This window comes from Brevundimonas sp. NPDC090276 (assembly GCF_044772165.1).
Classification (GTDB): Bacteria; Pseudomonadota; Alphaproteobacteria; order Caulobacterales; family Caulobacteraceae; genus Brevundimonas.
The window spans coordinates 607,875-624,156 of sequence record NZ_JBIVYK010000001.1; the positions used below are offsets into that span (position 1 = coordinate 607,875).

General features: G+C 66.6%; 20 protein-coding genes and 1 tRNA gene. 9 read left to right on the top strand and 12 right to left on the bottom strand.

Translation table 11 applies throughout. The annotated features are described in order from the left end of the window. Positions 1-77: 77 nt before the first annotated feature. Both ACIQTU_RS02820 and ACIQTU_RS02825 read left to right on the top strand, forming a co-directional pair. Complete coding sequence (locus ACIQTU_RS02820) at positions 78-497, top strand: Hsp20 family protein (RefSeq protein ID WP_400542009.1); 420 nt, start codon at positions 78-80, stop codon at positions 495-497. Between the two features lie 59 nt (positions 498-556). Beyond that, on the top strand, positions 557-808 hold the full coding sequence (locus ACIQTU_RS02825) for a DUF1150 family protein (RefSeq protein ID WP_400542012.1): 252 nt from the start codon (positions 557-559) through the stop codon (positions 806-808). Positions 809-915: 107 nt separating this feature from the next. Here the strand turns inward: ACIQTU_RS02825 and ACIQTU_RS02830 are convergent, their stop codons facing one another. The 11 genes from ACIQTU_RS02830 to rplU form a co-directional block, all read right to left on the bottom strand. Next, complete coding sequence (locus ACIQTU_RS02830; protein ID WP_400542015.1) at positions 916-1,380, bottom strand: PTS sugar transporter subunit IIA; 465 nt, start codon at positions 1,378-1,380, stop codon at positions 916-918. Positions 1,381-1,456: 76 nt separating this feature from the next. Next, entirely contained in the window at positions 1,457-2,107 is a 651-nt protein-coding gene (hpf, locus tag ACIQTU_RS02835; protein ID WP_400542018.1) for a ribosome hibernation-promoting factor, HPF/YfiA family, read from the bottom strand. A 76-nt stretch (positions 2,108-2,183) separates the two neighbouring features. Next, a complete protein-coding gene (gene rpoN / locus ACIQTU_RS02840) occupies positions 2,184-3,698 on the bottom strand; it encodes an RNA polymerase factor sigma-54 (protein WP_400542021.1) in 1,515 nt (504 codons plus the stop codon). A 107-nt stretch (positions 3,699-3,805) separates the two neighbouring features. After that, positions 3,806-4,603, bottom strand: a complete 798-nt coding sequence (lptB, locus tag ACIQTU_RS02845; protein ID WP_400542024.1) for an LPS export ABC transporter ATP-binding protein — start codon at positions 4,601-4,603, stop codon at positions 3,806-3,808. 6 nt (positions 4,604-4,609) lie between these two features. Beyond that, entirely contained in the window at positions 4,610-5,092 is a 483-nt protein-coding gene (locus ACIQTU_RS02850) for an LptA/OstA family protein (protein WP_400542027.1), read from the bottom strand. Next, positions 5,089-5,751 carry an LPS export ABC transporter periplasmic protein LptC gene (lptC, locus tag ACIQTU_RS02855; protein WP_400542030.1) on the bottom strand — a complete coding sequence of 221 codons (663 nt, stop codon included), beginning with the start codon at positions 5,749-5,751 and terminating at the stop codon, positions 5,089-5,091. Before lptC ends, ACIQTU_RS02850 begins: the two co-directional genes overlap by 4 nt. Positions 5,752-5,758: 7 nt before the next feature. Beyond that, positions 5,759-6,373 (bottom strand): ribonuclease D, encoded by a 615-nt coding sequence (locus ACIQTU_RS02860; RefSeq protein ID WP_400542033.1) that lies wholly within the window; start codon positions 6,371-6,373, stop codon positions 5,759-5,761. Between the two features lie 159 nt (positions 6,374-6,532). Further along, positions 6,533-6,619: transfer RNA gene (locus ACIQTU_RS02865), tRNA-Leu, on the bottom strand. A gap of 124 nt (positions 6,620-6,743) precedes the next feature. Then, a complete protein-coding gene (locus ACIQTU_RS02870) occupies positions 6,744-7,277 on the bottom strand; it encodes a GNAT family N-acetyltransferase (RefSeq protein ID WP_400542036.1) in 534 nt (177 codons plus the stop codon). A gap of 173 nt (positions 7,278-7,450) precedes the next feature. Continuing rightward, complete coding sequence (rpmA, locus tag ACIQTU_RS02875) at positions 7,451-7,735, bottom strand: 50S ribosomal protein L27 (protein WP_105562578.1); 285 nt, start codon at positions 7,733-7,735, stop codon at positions 7,451-7,453. Positions 7,736-7,831: 96 nt separating this feature from the next. After that, positions 7,832-8,305, bottom strand: coding sequence for a 50S ribosomal protein L21 (gene rplU / locus ACIQTU_RS02880; protein ID WP_400542040.1), 474 nt, complete (start codon positions 8,303-8,305; stop codon positions 7,832-7,834). A 274-nt stretch (positions 8,306-8,579) separates the two neighbouring features. On the opposite strand from rplU, the gene ACIQTU_RS02885 reads away from it, so the two are divergent. The 4 genes from ACIQTU_RS02885 to ACIQTU_RS02900 all read left to right on the top strand — a co-directional run bounded on the left by ACIQTU_RS02885 (position 8,580) and on the right by ACIQTU_RS02900 (position 11,687). Further along, the gene (locus ACIQTU_RS02885) at positions 8,580-9,239 is read left to right on the top strand and encodes a hypothetical protein (RefSeq protein ID WP_400542043.1); all 660 of its coding nucleotides are present in this window, start codon (positions 8,580-8,582) and stop codon (positions 9,237-9,239) included. A 98-nt stretch (positions 9,240-9,337) separates the two neighbouring features. Next, the gene (locus ACIQTU_RS02890) at positions 9,338-10,321 is read left to right on the top strand and encodes a cation diffusion facilitator family transporter (RefSeq protein WP_400542046.1); all 984 of its coding nucleotides are present in this window, start codon (positions 9,338-9,340) and stop codon (positions 10,319-10,321) included. A 50-nt stretch (positions 10,322-10,371) separates the two neighbouring features. Next, positions 10,372-11,478, top strand: a complete 1,107-nt coding sequence (locus tag ACIQTU_RS02895; RefSeq protein WP_400542048.1) for a CobW family GTP-binding protein — start codon at positions 10,372-10,374, stop codon at positions 11,476-11,478. Next, positions 11,475-11,687: a DUF2093 domain-containing protein gene (locus ACIQTU_RS02900; protein WP_400542051.1), complete on the top strand. Its 213-nt coding sequence runs from the start codon at positions 11,475-11,477 to the stop codon at positions 11,685-11,687. The genes ACIQTU_RS02895 and ACIQTU_RS02900 overlap by 4 nt, the downstream gene beginning before the upstream one ends. Positions 11,688-11,690: 3 nt before the next feature. On the opposite strand, the gene ACIQTU_RS02905 is transcribed toward ACIQTU_RS02900, so the two are convergent. Then, positions 11,691-12,383: an alpha/beta fold hydrolase gene (locus tag ACIQTU_RS02905; RefSeq protein WP_400542054.1), complete on the bottom strand. Its 693-nt coding sequence runs from the start codon at positions 12,381-12,383 to the stop codon at positions 11,691-11,693. Positions 12,384-12,468: 85 nt separating this feature from the next. Between ACIQTU_RS02905 and ACIQTU_RS02910 the strand changes: the two genes are divergently transcribed. The 3 genes from ACIQTU_RS02910 to ACIQTU_RS02920 all read left to right on the top strand — a co-directional run bounded on the left by ACIQTU_RS02910 (position 12,469) and on the right by ACIQTU_RS02920 (position 16,230). Beyond that, positions 12,469-13,434 carry a WD40 repeat domain-containing protein gene (locus ACIQTU_RS02910; protein ID WP_400542057.1) on the top strand — a complete coding sequence of 322 codons (966 nt, stop codon included), beginning with the start codon at positions 12,469-12,471 and terminating at the stop codon, positions 13,432-13,434. Between the two features lie 42 nt (positions 13,435-13,476). After that, entirely contained in the window at positions 13,477-14,181 is a 705-nt protein-coding gene (mtgA, locus tag ACIQTU_RS02915) for a monofunctional biosynthetic peptidoglycan transglycosylase (RefSeq protein ID WP_400542059.1), read from the top strand. Positions 14,182-14,343: 162 nt separating this feature from the next. Next, positions 14,344-16,230 (top strand): pilus assembly protein TadG-related protein, encoded by a 1,887-nt coding sequence (locus ACIQTU_RS02920; protein WP_400542062.1) that lies wholly within the window; start codon positions 14,344-14,346, stop codon positions 16,228-16,230. Positions 16,231-16,282 lie beyond the last annotated feature (52 nt).

The following is a 16,282-nucleotide window of genomic DNA, read 5'->3' on the forward strand; positions in this document are numbered from 1 at the left end:
TTGTTGCAAACGGTCGGGCGTCCTTGCCGCTTCAGGGAGGGCGCAGACGGCTGAGGTCGCTTGTTTGCGAGGGCCCCATGACGACACGCACCATCCTGTTCGACAGCCCCTTTCTGCTGGGCTTTGACCATACCCGCGCCCTGATCGACCGCGCCGCCAAGGCGGCGGCGGAGAGCTATCCTCCCTATAATGTCGAGCAACTCGGCGAAGCGGCGGTGCGCATCAGTCTGGCTGTGGCCGGGTTCGCGCCAGACGAACTGGCTGTCACCCTTGAAGGCCGCCAGCTGACAATCGCGGGCAAGCGCGACGACGCCGGCAAGGGCGAGCAGGCCTTCCTGCATCGCGGCATCGCGGCGCGTGGCTTTGTCCGCAGTTTCGTTCTGGCGGATGGGCTGGAGGTGGCCGAGGCGCGCCTCGAACATGGCCTGCTTCACGTGGACATGGTCCGGCCCGAACAGGACCGGCAGATTCGTCGAATTCCCATTACGACGGGCTGAGTCAGCCGTCGAACCGCTCGGCGCGCCGGGCGTTTAGTCAAGCGTAAGGAGGCGGTCCTATGACGCCTGTTATGACCAACAAAGACTTCGCCGGCCTGGGGGCGCCCGATCTTGTCTATGTGCGCGCGATCCGCGCTTCGGACGTGATGGTGGACGCCCACATCGAGGCCCCGGGCATCGACATTGATCCTGAACAGATTCTCTATGCGGTCCACGGCGCGGACGGCGAACGGCTGGCGGTCATGCTGGATCGCGAGACGGCCTTCGCCGCTGCTGCGGCGCACGAGTTGGAGCCCGTCTCGGTTCATTAGTTTTAGGGCGCTATCGGCCGTTCGGCCTACTTGAGCGCGATTTTGGTGCGCTACCGGCCATTGGCCTGCTTGCGCGCGTTCGGCGCTTGGCTAGGGCGCCGCCTGGCTCAGGCGGCGCTGGCCGGGACGTCCTTGACGAACAGGGCGCGGACGGCGTCGATGGTGCGGGCCTGACGCAGGTGCTCGCGCAGTTCCGGCGAACGCATGGCGCGGGACACCGCCGCCAGCGCCCGCAGATGCTCGGCGCCCGCGTTCAGCGGGGCGAACAGGGCGAACAACAGGTCCACCGGGCGATCGTCGAGCGACTCATAGGCCACCGGCGTTTCCAGCCGCACGAAGACGGCGCAGACCCGATCCAGGCCGGGAACCCGGGCATGGGGCACGGCGACGCCGGAGCCCAGGCCCGTGGAACCCAGGGCTTCGCGTTCCAGCAGGGCGTCCAGCACCCGGCCTTCGTCGATGCCCAGGGCGATGGATGCGGCCTCGGCCACGGTGTGAAGCGCCTGGCGCTTGGATGAGACGCCGCCTCGCAGGACGATCCCGCCCGACGACAGCAAATCAGCGATGTCCATGATGACCCCGAAGCTCGAACCCGACATTGCGGAAGGGCGGGCGTCTTCTAGCGCCTTCGCCCTCCGCGTGGAAGCCTTACGATCCTGAGCCGTTCGCCGCCGGTTTGAGCGTCCGCTCCGGGTCAATCCAGCCGACATTGCCGTCCGGGCGGCGATAGACGACCGCCAGACCGCCGTGAGCGGCGTTGCGGAACATCACGATCGGATAGCCGGTCATGTCCAGTTCCAGCACCGCGCGGCCGACCGTGATGGTGCGAATTTCCGACTCGGTTTCGGCGATGACCATGCCCACCGGCGGCGGCTCATCCGCTGCCCCGGCGTCGCCAAAGGCCTCGTCCTCTACGGTGTCGGGGTTGCGGAAGACGGTCATGGCGGCGACTTCGCGCGCCGCGTCCTCGGTCTTCTCGGGCGAAAGGCCCCTGGGACCGATGTGGTGGTCTTTCAGACGGCGCTTGTAGCGGCGGACGCGTTTCTCCAGCTTGTCCAGGCTGTCCGAGAAGGCGGCCTGGGCGTCGCCGCCGAATCCGGTCGTGACCAGGCTCTGGCCGGAGGCCAGACGGACCCAGCAATCGACGCGGAAGCCGTGGCGGTCCTTGGACACCACGACCTCGGCGTCATCGCCGCCACGGGCGAAATACTTGCCGATTCCCTCTTCGAGTTCCTGGGAGATGCGCGAGCTTAGCGCTTCGCCGACATCCACTTGCTTGCCGCTGACTTGGATCTGCATAGGCATAGAACGCGACGGGTTGCGTTTGGTGTCAACGCCGATCACCGATTTGTGGTGACGCTTCGCCGCAGCGTGATTAGCCGGCCTTCAGCAGCCGTCGACGCTGGACAGAGGACGGAATTCTAAGGGCTTCCCGGTATTTCGCCACGGTGCGGCGGGCGATGTCGATGCCGGTCTCATTAAGAATTTCGACGATACGGTCATCGCTCAGCACGTCGCCGTCGGCCGCCTCGTTATCGATCATCGTCTTGATCCGATGACGGACGGCTTCGGCCGAGTGAAGCGCGCCGCCGTCGGACGACTGGATGGCGGCGGTGAAGAAGAATTTCAGCTCGAAAACGCCGCGCGGGGTGGCGACGTACTTGTTCGAGGTGACGCGGCTGACCGTCGATTCGTGCATGCCGATGGCGTCGGCCACCGTCTTCAGATTTAGCGGGCGCAGGAACTCGACGCCGAAGGCCAGGAAGGCGTCCTGCTGGCGCACGATCTCGGAACTGACCTTGAGGATGGTCTTGGCGCGCTGGTCCAGCGACTTGACCAGCCAACTGGCCTGGGCGGCGCACTCGGCGACATAGGCCTTTTCGGTTTCTGACCGGGCGCCGGCCGCGACCACGCCGTGATAGCGCTTGTCCATCAGCAGGCGGGGCAGGGTGTCGCTGTTCAGTTCCACCCGCCAGCCGCCGGCAGGATCGGGGCGCACATGGACGTCGGGCACGACCGTCTGGGCCGGCTCGCCGCCAAAGCCGGCGCCGGGGCGCGGCGTCAGGGCCTTCAGCTCGGCGATCATGTCGTTCAGGTCGTCGGCGTCGACGCCGCAGACCTTGCGCAGGGCAGGGAGGTCGCGTCGCGCCAGCAGCTCCAGATTGTCCAGCAGGGCTTCCATGGCCGGATCGAAGCGGTTGCGCTCGATCAGTTGCAGCTTCAGGCACTCGGGCGCCGAGCGGGCCATGACGCCGGTCGGCTCGAAGCCGTGGCAGACAGCCAGCACCGCCTCGATGCGGGCCAGGTCCACGCCCAGCCGGTCGGCGATCTCCTGAAGCTCGCCGCGCAGATAGCCGCCCTCGTCGGTGGCGTCGATCAGGGTCAGGGCGATGGCGTGGTCGGCGGCGCTGAACCCGGCCGACGAGGCCTGGGCCTGCAGGTGCTCCCACAGGGTCAGGTCACGCGTGTCGGGGCGCTCCATGTCGTCGCCGTCCAGCGCACCGCCGCTGCCGGCGCGCGACCACTCGGACAGGCCGGGTTGTTCGCCGGCCTCGCCTGCATCGCGCTTGCGTTCGGCGTCACGTTCGCCGGGCGCATCATCGTAGAGATCCTCGGTGCGGGCATCCATGGCCCGTTCGGCCTCGCCCGAGGGCTCGGTGAACTGCAGTTCGGCGTTTTCGCCGGGCGCGGAGGCTTCGACAGGCTCGACTGAGCCTTCGCCGCTCGGATCGCCCTCGTCGCGTTGCAGCAGGGGGTTCCGCTCCAGCTCGCCCTCGACGAAGGCTTCGAGCTCGAGATTCGACAGTTGCAGCAGCTTGATCGCCTGCTGCAGCTGGGGCGTGATGACCAGCCCCTGACCCTGTCTGACCTCAAGCCTTTGACCGATCACGTCGTTTCAATCCCTCCCGCGAGCCTTTGGCCCGGTTCTTGCTGGGATCGTGGGGCAGAGAGTTTAACGTCTGGCGAACGGCGCGTTCGCCCGATGGTCGCAGGGCGTCAGCCGTACATCTCGCCCAGATAGACGCGGCGGACCTCGGGGTCGCGAACGGCCTCGTCGGCCGTACCTTCGAACAGGACCGAACCGGCCGAGATGATCGAGACGCGGTCGATGATGTCCAGGGTCTCGCGGACATTGTGGTCGGTGATCAGCACGCCGATGCCCTGGCTGGACAGGTAGCGGATCACGTGGCGGATGTCGGCGATCGCCAGGGGGTCGATGCCGGCGAAGGGCTCGTCCAGCAGCATGAAGCTGGGGCGGGCGGCCAGGGCCCGAGCGATCTCGACGCGGCGACGCTCGCCGCCCGACAGGCCGGTGGCCGGGGCGTGGCGCAGATGGTCGATGCGCAGTTCTTCCAGCAGGCGGCTGGTTTCCTCGCGCACGCCGGCGGCGGTCTTCTCGCGCAGTTCGACCACGGCCTTGATGTTCTGCTCGACCGTCATGCCGCGGAAGATGGAGGCTTCCTGAGCCAGATAGCCCAGGCCCATGCGGGCGCGCTGATACATGGGCTGCTGGGTGATCTCCTGGCCATCGAGCCAGATCGAGCCGCTGTCTGCCGGGATCAGGCCGGTGATCATGTAGAAGCAGGTCGTCTTGCCCGCGCCGTTGGGTCCCAACAGGCCGCAGACCTCGCCCCGCTGGACCGTCAGGGACACGTCCTTGACCACCTGGCGCTGGCCGAAGCTGCGGGCGATGTGCTCGACGCGCAGGCCGGTCTGGCGCGCCTCCTCAGGGGCGGGCGCGTCGTCGGCGTCCACCTGATCCAGGTTGAGGGCTGAGAGTTCCTTGCGCGCCAAGCGGGGTCAGTTCCCTTGCGGATAGAAGACGCCCTGCACGCGACCGTTGCCGCCTTCCATGCGGGCGGTCTCGGTGCGGACGTTGTAGACGAGGCGGTTGCCGGTCAGAACGTTCTTGCCCTGGGTCAGGATGACGTCTCCCGTCACCACCACCTCGGCGTTGCTCAGGGTGTAGACGGCGCGGTCGCCGCGCATGCTCTGGTCCGGGGTGACGAAATAGACGTTGCCCGTCGCCTCGACCCGGCTCAGGTCGCCGTTGGCCGTGACGCCGGTGATGGCGTCGGCGCGCAGACGGTTGCCGCCCTGGGTCAACTCGGCCCGGCCCCGCAGGGAAAAGCCGTTGGGCGTGTACTCGCCGCCGTCGGCCCCGTACTGGACCGGCTGCTTCGAGGCGTCGGCGCGGACTTGCGCCCCCGAGGCTGCGGGGACCGTCAGGGCCAGCAGCAGGGCGGCGCCTGCGATCATGGTGTTCGACTTGGACATGGTCATCTGTCGGATCCCGCGGGCTTGATGGTGCCGCTTATCTTGTTGTCGCCCTGGCCGCTGAAGACGACCCGTTGGCCTTGATCGTAGATGGCATAGGACGAAGCATTGATCGTTCCAAGAGGTCCTTGCCCCTGGACGCCCTTGTCGCCTGTCACCACGCCCGTACTGGTGTCGACCACGGCTTCCGGCGTGGTCAGGACGAAGCCGGAACCGCCGTCCGAGATCTTGACGTTTGGCCCGATCACCACCTTGCGGCTGGTCTCGATATAGGTGCCGCCGTCGGCGGTCAGTTCCGTCACCTTGCGGCCGCCCAGGTTCAGGCGGAGCAGGGGGCCGACCAGGCGGAAATAGCCGGTGGCCGGATCGCGGATGGCGCCCTGGGCCCCGATGACGAACGACCGGCCTTGCGCGTCCTGGCCGTGGAACATGGGGTTGTCCAGGCGGATCTCGCGCGTTTCACTGGCCTTGCGCTCGACGCCGGACATGACGGTGCGGAACACGGTCCATGTCAGGGCGCCGCCCGCCAGCATCAGGATGATGATGGGCAGGATGCGGCGGTACAGCTTGACCCGGCGCGAGCGCGCGCGCCAGCGCTCGCCGGCCTGGGCGACCCGGGCCTCGTCGGCGCGCTTGCGCGCTTCCTGGGCGTCGCGGTCGCTCATGTCTTCCTCAGGCGTGCGCGAAGATGTCGATCTCGTCCCAACCGGCCAGGTCGAGACGCGAACGCGTGGGCAGGAAATCGAAACAGGCGCGGGCCAACTCGGCGCGGCCTTCGCGTTCCAGCATGACGTCCAGCTTCGCCTTGATGGCGTGCAGATAGAGGACGTCGGATGCGGCGTAGTCCAGTTGGGCCTGCGACAGGACGGGCGAGCCCCAGTCCGAGCTTTGCTGCGCCTTGGACATGTCCACCCCGGCCAGTTCGCGTGCCACGTCCTTCAGGCCGTGACGGTCGGTATAGGTGCGGGCCAGCTTGGAGGCGATCTTGGTGCAATAGACCGGACGGGTCTCGACGCCGAGGTGCAGGTCGAACATGCCGATGTCGAAGCGGCCGAAGTGGAAGAGCTTCAGCACCTTGGGATCGGCCAGCAGCGCCTTCAGGTTGGGGCAGTCATAGTCGGGACGGCTCAGGCGCACGACATGGGCGTCGCCGTTGCCCGAGGACAGCTGCACCACGCACAGCGGGTCGCGACGGAAGCGCAGGCCCATGGTCTCGGAATCGATCGCGACCTCGGGGCCGAGGTCGAGGCCATCGGGCAGGTCGCCTTCGTGCAGGTAGACAGTCATGGGCAGAAACTCGGATCGTCGTTCAGGGGCACAACATAGACGAACCGCGCGCTATCGCTAGGACGCAGCGCCAACCTTCGCCGTTATGGATGATGAAAGCAGGGGGCTGAAATGACAAACGGCGCCGCATCCGATCGGATGCGACGCCGTTTGAGAATATGGTGCCCAGAAGAGGACTCGAACCTCCACGACCGTTAAGTCACTGGCACCTGAAGCCAGCGCGTCTACCAATTCCGCCATCTGGGCCCGGTGGGTCGCCCCGCCGAGGAGCGATCTAATAGGGGGGACCTTCCGGGCGGTCAACAGCCTTTTTTCCGATCTCTGAAAAAACTGCACTGTTGACCGAAATTCCCGTGAAATCAGCGTTCTATCAGGCCAACCAGACCATCATCCGGGTGTCGGCGATCTGGCCGCGCGCCTGGCTGAAGGCAGGGCGGGTTTCGCCCGTATAGAGGAAGCCGGCCTTCTCCAGCACGCGCCCGGAGGCGGGGTTGTCGGCGAAGTGGCCGGCCACCAGGGCGCGGCGCTTCCACCGCTTCGAGGCCCAGACCAGAGCGCCTTCCAGGGCCTCGGTCGCAAAGCCGCGGCCCCAGAAGTCGCGACCGATCCAGTAGCCGGCCTCGGGCACGGCATCCTCGCCTTCGAACAGGCCGATGACCCCGACGGGCCCCAGGTCCTCGTGCTCGATGACGAAGGTGTTGGCGCGCTTGGGATCCTGGGAGGCGACGTGCAGGACGAAGTCCTCGGCATCCTCGACCTGGAAGGGGTGGGGCATGCGCTTGGTCATGCGCGCGATGTCGCGGTCATTGGCCATGGCCGCGATTCGGCTGACGTCCTGGGCGCCCGGCGCACGCAGGATGAGACGCCGGGTTTCGACGACGGGAGAAGTTTCAATCACGCACATGGGTCGCGCCCCTTTCGTGCGACCGCCGTCCTTGTTCATCAGGGCTCGGGCGGTCAGCGAGGCGGGGAAACGCAAACGGGGAGCCTGGTGATCCAGACTCCCCGCGGAAAATTTCCCTGGTCCGGATCGCGGCTTCTTGAGCAACGCGATCCCGGATTTTGGTCCAGTTCGCGTTACTCGGCGGCCATAGCCTGAGCGTCGTCGTTGGCCGCGAGAATCGACACGTAACAACGGCCGCCACGTTTGGTGGTGAATTTCACTGCGCCCGTCGCGGTGGCGAACAGGGTGTGGTCGCGGCCGAGGCCGACGTTTTCACCGGGGTGGAAGGTGGTACCGCGCTGACGCACGAGGATGTTGCCGGCCAGAACCTTCTCGCCGCCGTACTTCTTCACGCCAAGGCGCTTGGAATGGGAGTCGCGACCGTTACGCGACGAACCACCGGATTTCTTGTGAGCCATCTTGCTGCTCCTCTTCCTTGGTGCGCTACCGCCCTTGCGGGCTGCTTGAGCGCGACCTTCGTCCTGCTAGGCGCTGCGACAGCGCCGGTGAATATCTTAGGCTTCGGCGCCTTCAGCCTTGGCGGCTTTCTTGGCGGGAGCCTTCTTGGCCGGAGCAGCTTCAGCAGCTTCCACGCGCGGGGCGAGGCCACGGGCGCGAGCGTTGATCTCGGCCTTGGTCATCAGGTCGACCTTGCCGTCCCATTTGGCCTTCTCGCCGGCGCCTTCGATGCCGGTGATGCGCAGGACGGTTTCCATCTGGCGATGGCCGTTCGTGCGGCGATAGCCCTGACGACGGATCTTCTTGAAGATCTTGATCTTCTCGCCCTTGCGGGTCTCGATCAGCGTGGCTGCGACAGCGGCGCCGTCGATCAGCGGAGCGCCGACCGTAACACCCTTGTCGCCGCCCAGCATGAGGACTTCACCGAAATTGACGGCAGCGCCAGCGTCGCCGTCGAGTTTCTCGACAACAATCACATCGCCCGGTTGAACCCGGTACTGCTTTCCGCCGGTCTTGATCACCGCGTACATTTGGAAGCCTCAGCGTGAACGCAAAAAAGAATGCGCCCGTCAGGAAACCCTGCGGGCGAAGAGCGGCGACATATACGGAAGGGCGAGCCAGAGTCAACGCGAAAGGGCGGCCTTTGGGGCTAAAACCCGTGTGCAGGCGGCGTTGCAGCCGATGTGTGGCCTGATTTGTCGCTCTTTCGCAATAGGAAGAACGCCCGCGTGGGAGGGGGATTCGCGGCAGATTCGCTCACTCAGGCACTCGACCGTTACAAAGTAACACGATATAGCGGCCGGAATGTCGCCGCCCGATCTCCAGCAGCCCGTACTGATCTCGCTTCTGGGCGGGGGATTCGTCGCGGCCTTCCTGCACGCCGCCCTGCCGACCCATTGGCTGCCCTTTGTTCTGGTCGGGCGCGCGCAGCGCTGGAGTCTGATGCGGGTCATCACGGTGGCGGTGACGGCGGGGCTGGCCCATATCGCCTCGACGGCCATCGTCGGGTCGCTGATCGTGGCGGCGGGGCTGGCGCTGAACGCCTGGATCGGCGGTCTGCTGCCGCATCTGTCGGCGGCCCTGCTCTTTATCTTCGGCGCCTTCTATCTGGCTCGGGCTTCCTTGCAGAAGCCGATCACGGCGACCGGACCCGAGGCCGAGGTTCCCGAGCCGGCCGTGTCGGATCGCGCCGCCTTCTGGGGTCTGGTGCTGATGATGGCGGTGACGCCGGGCGAGGTGCTGCTGCCCATCTATCTGTCGTCAGCGACCGAGGGGGTCATGGCCCTGGCCCTGCTGACCCTCGCCTTCGCCGCAGGAACCGTGCTGGGCATGACCCTGCTGGCCGCCCTGGCCAGCGCCGGCTACTCCATCCTGCGGCTGGAGCGCTGGGCGCGCTATGAGGGCGCTATTCTGGGGATCGCCCTGATCCTGATCGGCTTCTTGGTGATGACTCATCAGCACTAGGCCGGATCATTGGGGTGCTGCTAGGTTATATATTCACATTCAATGACTTAAGTTCCGCGTCGTTGACGCCGTGCGGGAAGCGGGCCTAGAGAAAATCCATGGCGCACGATCACGCACACGACCATGACGACCATTCCCATGCGGGTCACGATCATTCGCATGATCATGGGCACGGCCATTCCCACGGTATCGGCGGCCACCATCATGGTCCGGTGGATACCGGCGACTGGCGCTACGCCGTCGGCCTGATCGTCAATCTGGCCTTCGTGGTCTGCGAGTTCGGGGCTGGCCTTTGGGCCGATTCGGCGGCCCTGATGGCCGATGCGGGCCACAACCTGTCGGACGTCCTGGGCCTGGCCATGGCCGGCGGCGCGGCCTGGCTGGCGCGCAAGGGACGGCACGGGGCGGCTGGGGCCAAGCGCACCTATGGGTTCGGCAAGGCGACGGTGTTGGCGGCCCTGGGCAACGCCCTGCTGCTGATCTTCGCCTGCGGGGCCATCGCCTTTGAGGCCATGCGCCGTCTGGCCGAGCCCGCGCCGGTGGCGTCCGGCGTCATCATGATCGTGGCGGGTATCGGTTTCGTCATCAACCTGGGCACGGCCCTGATGTTCATGAAGGACCAGCACAAGGATCTGAACGTGCGCGGGGCCTATCTGCACATGATGGCCGACGCGGGGGTCTCGCTGGGCGTGGTCGTCGCCGGGGCGGTGATCCTGCTGACCGGTTGGGCCGTGATCGACGCCGTGGTCAGCCTGCTGATCGTCGCCGTCATCATGGCCGGGACCTGGGGCCTGCTGAAGGACTCGGTCAATCTGGCGCTGGACGCCGCCCCCAACGGTCTGGACGTGGCCGAGATCAACGCCGCCTTCCTGGCCCTGCCGGGCGTCAGTGCCGTGCACGACCTGCACGTTTGGGGCCTGTCGACCACGGACACGGCCCTGACGGCGCATCTGGTCCACGATCGACCCGACGCCGAGGCCCTGCTGGCCGAGGCCCAGGCCGTGGCGCGCAGCCGCTTCGACATCGGCCACACCACCTTCCAGCTGGAAAGCGGCGCCCTGCCGGACTGCCCGAGCTGTTAAGCGGTCGGCGCCTCTTCCCTTCCGTCCATCTAGCCGCCATCTAGCCGCCCATGACCCAGAAGACTCCCGTCACCGTCCTCACCGGCTACCTCGGCGCCGGCAAGACCACCCTGCTGAACCGCATCCTCACCGAGGACCACGGCAAGCGTTACGCCGTCATCGTCAACGAGTTCGGCGAGATCGGCATCGACAACGACCTGGTGGTCGGCGCCGACGAGGACGTGTTCGAGATGAACAACGGCTGCGTCTGCTGCACGGTGCGCGGCGACCTGATCCGGGTGGTCAACGGCCTGATGAAGCGCCAGCGCCCCGGCAAGCCCGCCTTCGACGCCATCATTGTCGAGACCACCGGCCTGGCCGACCCCGGTCCGGTGGCCCAGACCTTCTTCGTCGACGACGAGGTGAAGGCCAAGACCCAGCTCGACAGCGTGACCGCCCTGGTCGACGCCAAGCACGTGATGGCGCGTCTGGATGACTCGAAGGAAGCCCGCGAGCAGGTGGCCTTCGCCGACCGCATCATCCTGAACAAGATTGACCTGGTGGACGAGGCCCAGCTGGCCGCCGTCGAGGCCCGCCTGCGCGCCCTCAACCCCCTGGCCCCCATCGTCCGCGCCGAGCGGTCGAACGTGCCGCTGGATCAGGTGCTGGGCCTGCACGCCTTCGATCTGGAGCGCATCCTTGAGGTCAAGCCGGACTTCGTGAACCCGCCCCACGGGGCCGAGGGCCATGTCCACGACGAGCATTGCGGTCACGACCATCACGACCACGATCATGACCATGTGCATGACGAGCACTGCGGTCATGACCACGATCACGGGCATGACCATCACGCGCATGGCCCGCGCGGCCACGCCCACAACGATGACATCAAGGGGATCTCCCTGACGCTGGATCGCCCCCTGAACGGCGCCAAGTTCACCGCCTGGCTGGACAAGCTGTTGGGCGAGCAGGGTCAGAACATCCTGCGCGCCAAGGGCATCATCGACGTGGACGGCGAGGACCGCCGCCTGGTCTTCCAGGCCGTGCACATGATCCTGGAAGGCGACCTGCAAAAGCCCTGGGGCGACAAGGAACGCCGCTGGAGCCGCGCCGTCTTCATCGGCCGCGATCTGAACGAGGCTGAGCTCAAGGCCGGCTTCGAGGCCTGCGCGGCATGAACCCACCGCCTCATGCGCGGGTCGAGGCCAGGCTGATCTACGGCACGCCCGACTTCGAGATCGTCAAGGGCGGCGACCATGTGCGCTGCGCCGTCTCGGGCGCGGCTATCCCGCTGGACATGCTCAACTACTGGAGCGTGGAACTGCAGGAGGCCTATGCCTCGGGCGCGCTGATGACCCAGCGCTGGGTCGAGACGCACAAGAGCTGAGGATCAGGTGACGGGCAGGCTCGCCAGCCAGTCCGTCATCGCCTTTGCGAGCGCCTGCGGCTGTTCCAGCGGGATCATGTGGCCGCTGTGCGCGACGTGAACCAGGGTCGAACCCGCAATCCCCCGATGCAACTCCTCGGCCTCGTCCGCTCCGCGCAGGCGGTCTGCGTCCGCCGCCACGATCAGGGTCGGCTGGGTAATATCGCCCAGCCGGTCGAGGTCGCCGGCGCGCGCCATGGCCGACTGGCGGTGGAAGACCTCGCCGCCCAGTCTCAGACCCATGTCGCGGACGCGGGCGATCATCGCCTCGTCGATCGCTAGATCGGGATGCAGGGACGAGGCGATGGCCGGGCGGCTCAGTCCTTTGAATGACTTCGGCGCGGCCTTCAGCGCCGAGCGGCGCTGGCGGATCAGCTCGTCGGTGTCGCCGCGCGCCGAGGTGGCGATCAGGATCAGGGCCGTCACCCGTTCGGGCGAGATGCGCGCCAGTTCGCGTGCCACATAGCCGCCCATGGAAAAGCCAACGGCGACGAAGCGATCCGGCGCGTCTGCCAGGATGGCGGCGGCCATGGTCTCGATATTCTCGCCCCGGCTCAGGTCGGTGGTGACCAGGGGCCCGAAGGGGGCCAGGTCGTCGGTCAGGGCGTCCCACAGGGTGGCGTCGGCCATGAAGCCGGGAATGAGCAGCAGGGTCATGGACGTCTCTATAGGCCCGACCGGCGACAGACGCGACGCAGGAGGCTATGAGGCGTCTGACTTTCCCTGCCTTGCGTGAGCCGACATGCCGACCTTCTCCTTCGACGCCCAGGTCACCGCCGCCCTGTTCGACAAGACGGGCGCGATCTTCGCCCTGGGCGACGGCTCGGTGCGCTTCGAGAACGGCGCTCGCAGCGAGGTCCACGACGGGGCCGTCCTGTGCGCAGCCGTTCACCCCTCGGGTGAGGGCATCGTCACCGGCGGCGACGACGGCAAGGTGGTGTGGAGCCGCGAGGGCGAGGCGGTGCTGCTGGCAACGGCCAAGGGGCAATGGATCGACTCCATCGCCGCCTCGGCCGAGAGCGGCCTGATCGCCTTTTCGGCTGGGCGCACCCTGTCGGTGATCGACAGCAAGGACGCCGCCTTCCGCCGCGACTTCCAGCATGAGCGTACTGTCTCGGGCGTGGCCTTCGATCCCAAGGGCCGCCGCATCGCCACCTCGACCTATGGCGGGGCCTGGCTGTGGTACGCGCGCATCGAGCAGCAGCAGCCGGTCAAGATGGCCTGGGCGGGCTCGCACCTGGCGGTCGGCTTCTCGCCGGACGGCGCCTTCGTCGTCACCGCCATGCAGGACAATCAGATGCACGGCTGGCGTCTGAAGGATCAGAAGAACATGCGGATGGGCGGCTATCCGTCCAAGATCAAGAGCTTCGCCTTCCTGGCCAAGGGCCAGCTTCTGGCCACCGCCGGCGCCCAGGGCGTGGTGCTGTGGCCCTTCATCGGCGCCAATGGTCCGATGGGCCGCGAAGCGACCGAGATCGGCTTCGACGAATCCACCCTGATCGCCCAGGTCGCTGCTGCGCCCGCGCACGGCCGTCTGGCCGCGGGTCTGGAGGACGGCCGCGTCTGGTGGGCTGACCCGGCGGGGCAGGGGCTGGACTTCATCAAGAAGGACAAGGGCGCGCCCATCGTCGCCCTGGCCATGAGTTCGGGCGCGGCGCGTGTCGCCTGGGCCGACGAGGACGGTCAGACCGGCGTGGTCTCGCTCTGAGATCGCGCTTGCGCTGAAGCTTGAGCCCGGCAGGATGGCGTCATGACCCGTGCGAAGACCCGCAAGCGGCGCCCGCTGCTGACCCTGCTTCTGATCCTGGCCCTGATCCCGGTCGGCGGGGTGGTGTTGCACCGTTTCGTGCCGCCCCTCTTCACCATCCTGATGGTCAAGCAGGCGGTCGCGGGTCACGGCATGGACTATCGCTGGCGCTCGCTGGACCACATCTCGCCGCGACTGGTCGAGGCGGTGATCGCCGCCGAGGACGCCCGCTTCTGCCAGCACCATGGCTTCGACGTCGAGGCCATCCAGAAGGCGATGGAGGCCAATGAACGGGCTGAGCAGCGCGGCTCGGACAAGAGGCGCGGCGCCTCGACCATCAGCCAGCAGACCGCCAAGAACGTCTTCCTCTGGCCCAGCCGCGACTGGGTCCGCAAGGGGCTGGAGGTCGGCTACACCGGCCTGATCGAAGGGGTCTGGGGCAAGCGCCGGATCATGGAGATGTATCTGAACGTCGCCGAGTGGGCGCCGGGCGTCTATGGCGCCGAGGCCGCCTCGCAGCACTGGTTCGGCAAGAGCGCCGAAAACCTGACCGCGCGCGAGGCCGCTCGCCTGGCCGCCATTCTGCCCAGCCCGCGCCGCTACAAGGCGGCGTCGCCCGGCCCCTATGTCCGCCGCCGCGCCAGCCGCATCCAGGCCGCCATGGGCACGGTGCGCGAGGCCGGGCTGGACCGCTGCGTCGACCGCTAAGGCGACGTTAACCGTCAGCATAGAGCCAAGCCTTAACCGAACCGCGTCACGATCCGCCAGAATGCGGGCTTGCGTCCGCTGCGGAATTCAGGGGCCGAGACGGTGACGAACGGGCTGACAAGCAGGGTGAACCGACTGGCGCGCGCGACGCGGGGCTTTGCCGTGCGTTTCGCCCAGGGCACGCGCGGCAATGTGGCCATGATGTTCGGTTTGGCCCTGCCGGTGCTGTTGATGATGACCCTGGGGGCCATCGACATCCACCAGGCCTCGAAGGTCCGGGCCAATCTGCAGGACGCCCTGGACGCCGCCGCCCTGGCCGCCGCGCGCTCCAGCGCGGCGGACGCCGACACGATCACCGCGATCGGCATGGCGGCGCTGAAGGCGAACATGCCCGACTACTTCGAGGTGAATGAGAAGGGCGAGCTCATCCGCGACCACGCCAGCTTCGTGCTGGCCAACAAGGTGGTCGTGGCCGAGGCGCGCGTGCAGGTGAAGGTGCTGGTCGCCAACATCTTCCTGCCGCCGTACGGCAAGTTGCTAGACGACTATCTGCCGGTCACCACCAAGTCTCAGGTCGACCGTTCGTCGCGCAACGTCGAGGTCGGCCTGGTGCTGGACATCACCGGATCGATGGACAACTGCAGACGCGACTGCCCGCCACAGTCCAAGCTGCAAGCCCTGCAGGCGGCCGCCAAGCAACTCGTCACCATCGTGGTCCAGGACGACCAGTCGAGCTTCTATTCGCGCATGGCGATCATCCCCTATTCGACCAGCGTCAATATGGGGCGCTATGTCACGGACGCCCGCGGCGCGCCGACCGGCTCCAAGGCGATCACCGGGGCGGCCTGGACGACTGGAAGCCAGAAATCGATCAGTTCGATCACCCGGGCGAACACGGGCGTCGTCAGCTCGAGCGCCCATGGGTTCCAGAACGGAGATTTTGTCTGGATCAGCGACATTGTCGCCAACAGCGGCAAGAATTCCGAGCGCATGAGCCAGCTCAACAATCGGGCCTATCGGGTCGCCAACAAGACCAACGACAGCTTCTCAATCGAGAGCTTCAACGGCTCCAGCTGGTCGACGGTGAGCACCAAAAACTACATCCAACCCTATTCCGGCGGCATTATTCGCAAATGCCTGGTGTCCGACTGTTCGGTGGTCATCACCTCGCCCAACCACGGCATGCCCGCGACCACGACAGATCCAGATGCGGTCGGCAAGGTGCGGCCCTCCACGGTGCGCATCACCGACGTGGGCGGCATGACCCAGATCAACAACGGCTCTTATGAAATCGGCCACGTCACCAACGACAGCTACTCGATCGGCGTCAACGGCGCGGGCTACGGCGCCTACAAGAGCGGCACCGGCAAGGGCTGGTGCGGGCAGGACGGTTGCGAATGGCGCATCTTCCGCAGGGGGTCGAGTTCCAGCCTGACCTCGTTCGAGATCACGAAGTGCGTTTCTGAACGGATCGGCGGCGCGGCCTATACCAATGCGTCGCCGGGCGCGAACCCGGTGGGCCGCAAATATGATCTCAGCGATTGTCCAGCTTCGGTGATCCAGCCGCTGACGTCCAATCGCAAGACGCTGACCGATCTGATCGACGGGCTCAAGGCGACTGGCGGCACGGCGGGCCAGATCGGGCTGGCCTGGGGCTGGTACACGGTGTCGGAGTCGTTCAACAGCCTGTGGCCGACCCAGTTCGCGGGACCGAAGAACGCCGCGGAAACGATCAAGTCCGTCATCCTGATGACCGACGGCGAGTTCAACGTGGCCCATTGTTCGGGCGTAAACACAGGCGACATCGACTGCAGCGCCACGAACGGCGACCCCTTCGCCCAGGCGACCCGACTGTGCAACAACATGAAGGCCGACGGGGTCATCGTCTATACGGTCGGTTTCCAGATCGACGACGCCAATGCAGCGGCCATTCTGAAGAGCTGCGCCTCGGGCGAAGACCGCGCCTATCTGCCCAAGACCGGCGACGACCTGAGCAAGAACTTCGCCGAGATCGGCCAGGACATCACCCGCTTGCGCATCTCCCGCTAAAGAGGCGGACCAGCAAAAAGGGCCGGCGGATTGCTCCGCCGGCCCTTTCTTT

What these genes read in the sequence shown, in the direction of transcription:
- ACIQTU_RS02820 (WP_400542009.1), top strand. Translation starts at nt 78, where the DNA reads ATGACGACACGCACCATCCTGTTCGACAGCCCCTTTCTGCTGGGCTTT.
- ACIQTU_RS02825 (WP_400542012.1), top strand. Translation starts at nt 557, where the DNA reads ATGACGCCTGTTATGACCAACAAAGACTTCGCCGGCCTGGGGGCGCCC.
- ACIQTU_RS02830 (WP_400542015.1), bottom strand. Translation starts at nt 1,380, where the DNA reads ATGGACATCGCTGATTTGCTGTCGTCGGGCGGGATCGTCCTGCGAGGC.
- hpf (WP_400542018.1), bottom strand. Translation starts at nt 2,107, where the DNA reads ATGCAGATCCAAGTCAGCGGCAAGCAAGTGGATGTCGGCGAAGCGCTA.
- ACIQTU_RS02850 (WP_400542027.1), bottom strand. Translation starts at nt 5,092, where the DNA reads ATGACCATGTCCAAGTCGAACACCATGATCGCAGGCGCCGCCCTGCTG.
- lptC (WP_400542030.1), bottom strand. Translation starts at nt 5,751, where the DNA reads ATGAGCGACCGCGACGCCCAGGAAGCGCGCAAGCGCGCCGACGAGGCC.
- ACIQTU_RS02860 (WP_400542033.1), bottom strand. Translation starts at nt 6,373, where the DNA reads ATGACTGTCTACCTGCACGAAGGCGACCTGCCCGATGGCCTCGACCTC.
- ACIQTU_RS02870 (WP_400542036.1), bottom strand. Translation starts at nt 7,277, where the DNA reads ATGTGCGTGATTGAAACTTCTCCCGTCGTCGAAACCCGGCGTCTCATC.
- rpmA (WP_105562578.1), bottom strand. Translation starts at nt 7,735, where the DNA reads ATGGCTCACAAGAAATCCGGTGGTTCGTCGCGTAACGGTCGCGACTCC.
- rplU (WP_400542040.1), bottom strand. Translation starts at nt 8,305, where the DNA reads ATGTACGCGGTGATCAAGACCGGCGGAAAGCAGTACCGGGTTCAACCG.
- ACIQTU_RS02885 (WP_400542043.1), top strand. Translation starts at nt 8,580, where the DNA reads ATGTCGCCGCCCGATCTCCAGCAGCCCGTACTGATCTCGCTTCTGGGC.
- ACIQTU_RS02890 (WP_400542046.1), top strand. Translation starts at nt 9,338, where the DNA reads ATGGCGCACGATCACGCACACGACCATGACGACCATTCCCATGCGGGT.
- ACIQTU_RS02895 (WP_400542048.1), top strand. Translation starts at nt 10,372, where the DNA reads ATGACCCAGAAGACTCCCGTCACCGTCCTCACCGGCTACCTCGGCGCC.
- ACIQTU_RS02900 (WP_400542051.1), top strand. Translation starts at nt 11,475, where the DNA reads ATGAACCCACCGCCTCATGCGCGGGTCGAGGCCAGGCTGATCTACGGC.
- ACIQTU_RS02905 (WP_400542054.1), bottom strand. Translation starts at nt 12,383, where the DNA reads ATGACCCTGCTGCTCATTCCCGGCTTCATGGCCGACGCCACCCTGTGG.
- ACIQTU_RS02910 (WP_400542057.1), top strand. Translation starts at nt 12,469, where the DNA reads ATGCCGACCTTCTCCTTCGACGCCCAGGTCACCGCCGCCCTGTTCGAC.
- mtgA (WP_400542059.1), top strand. Translation starts at nt 13,477, where the DNA reads ATGACCCGTGCGAAGACCCGCAAGCGGCGCCCGCTGCTGACCCTGCTT.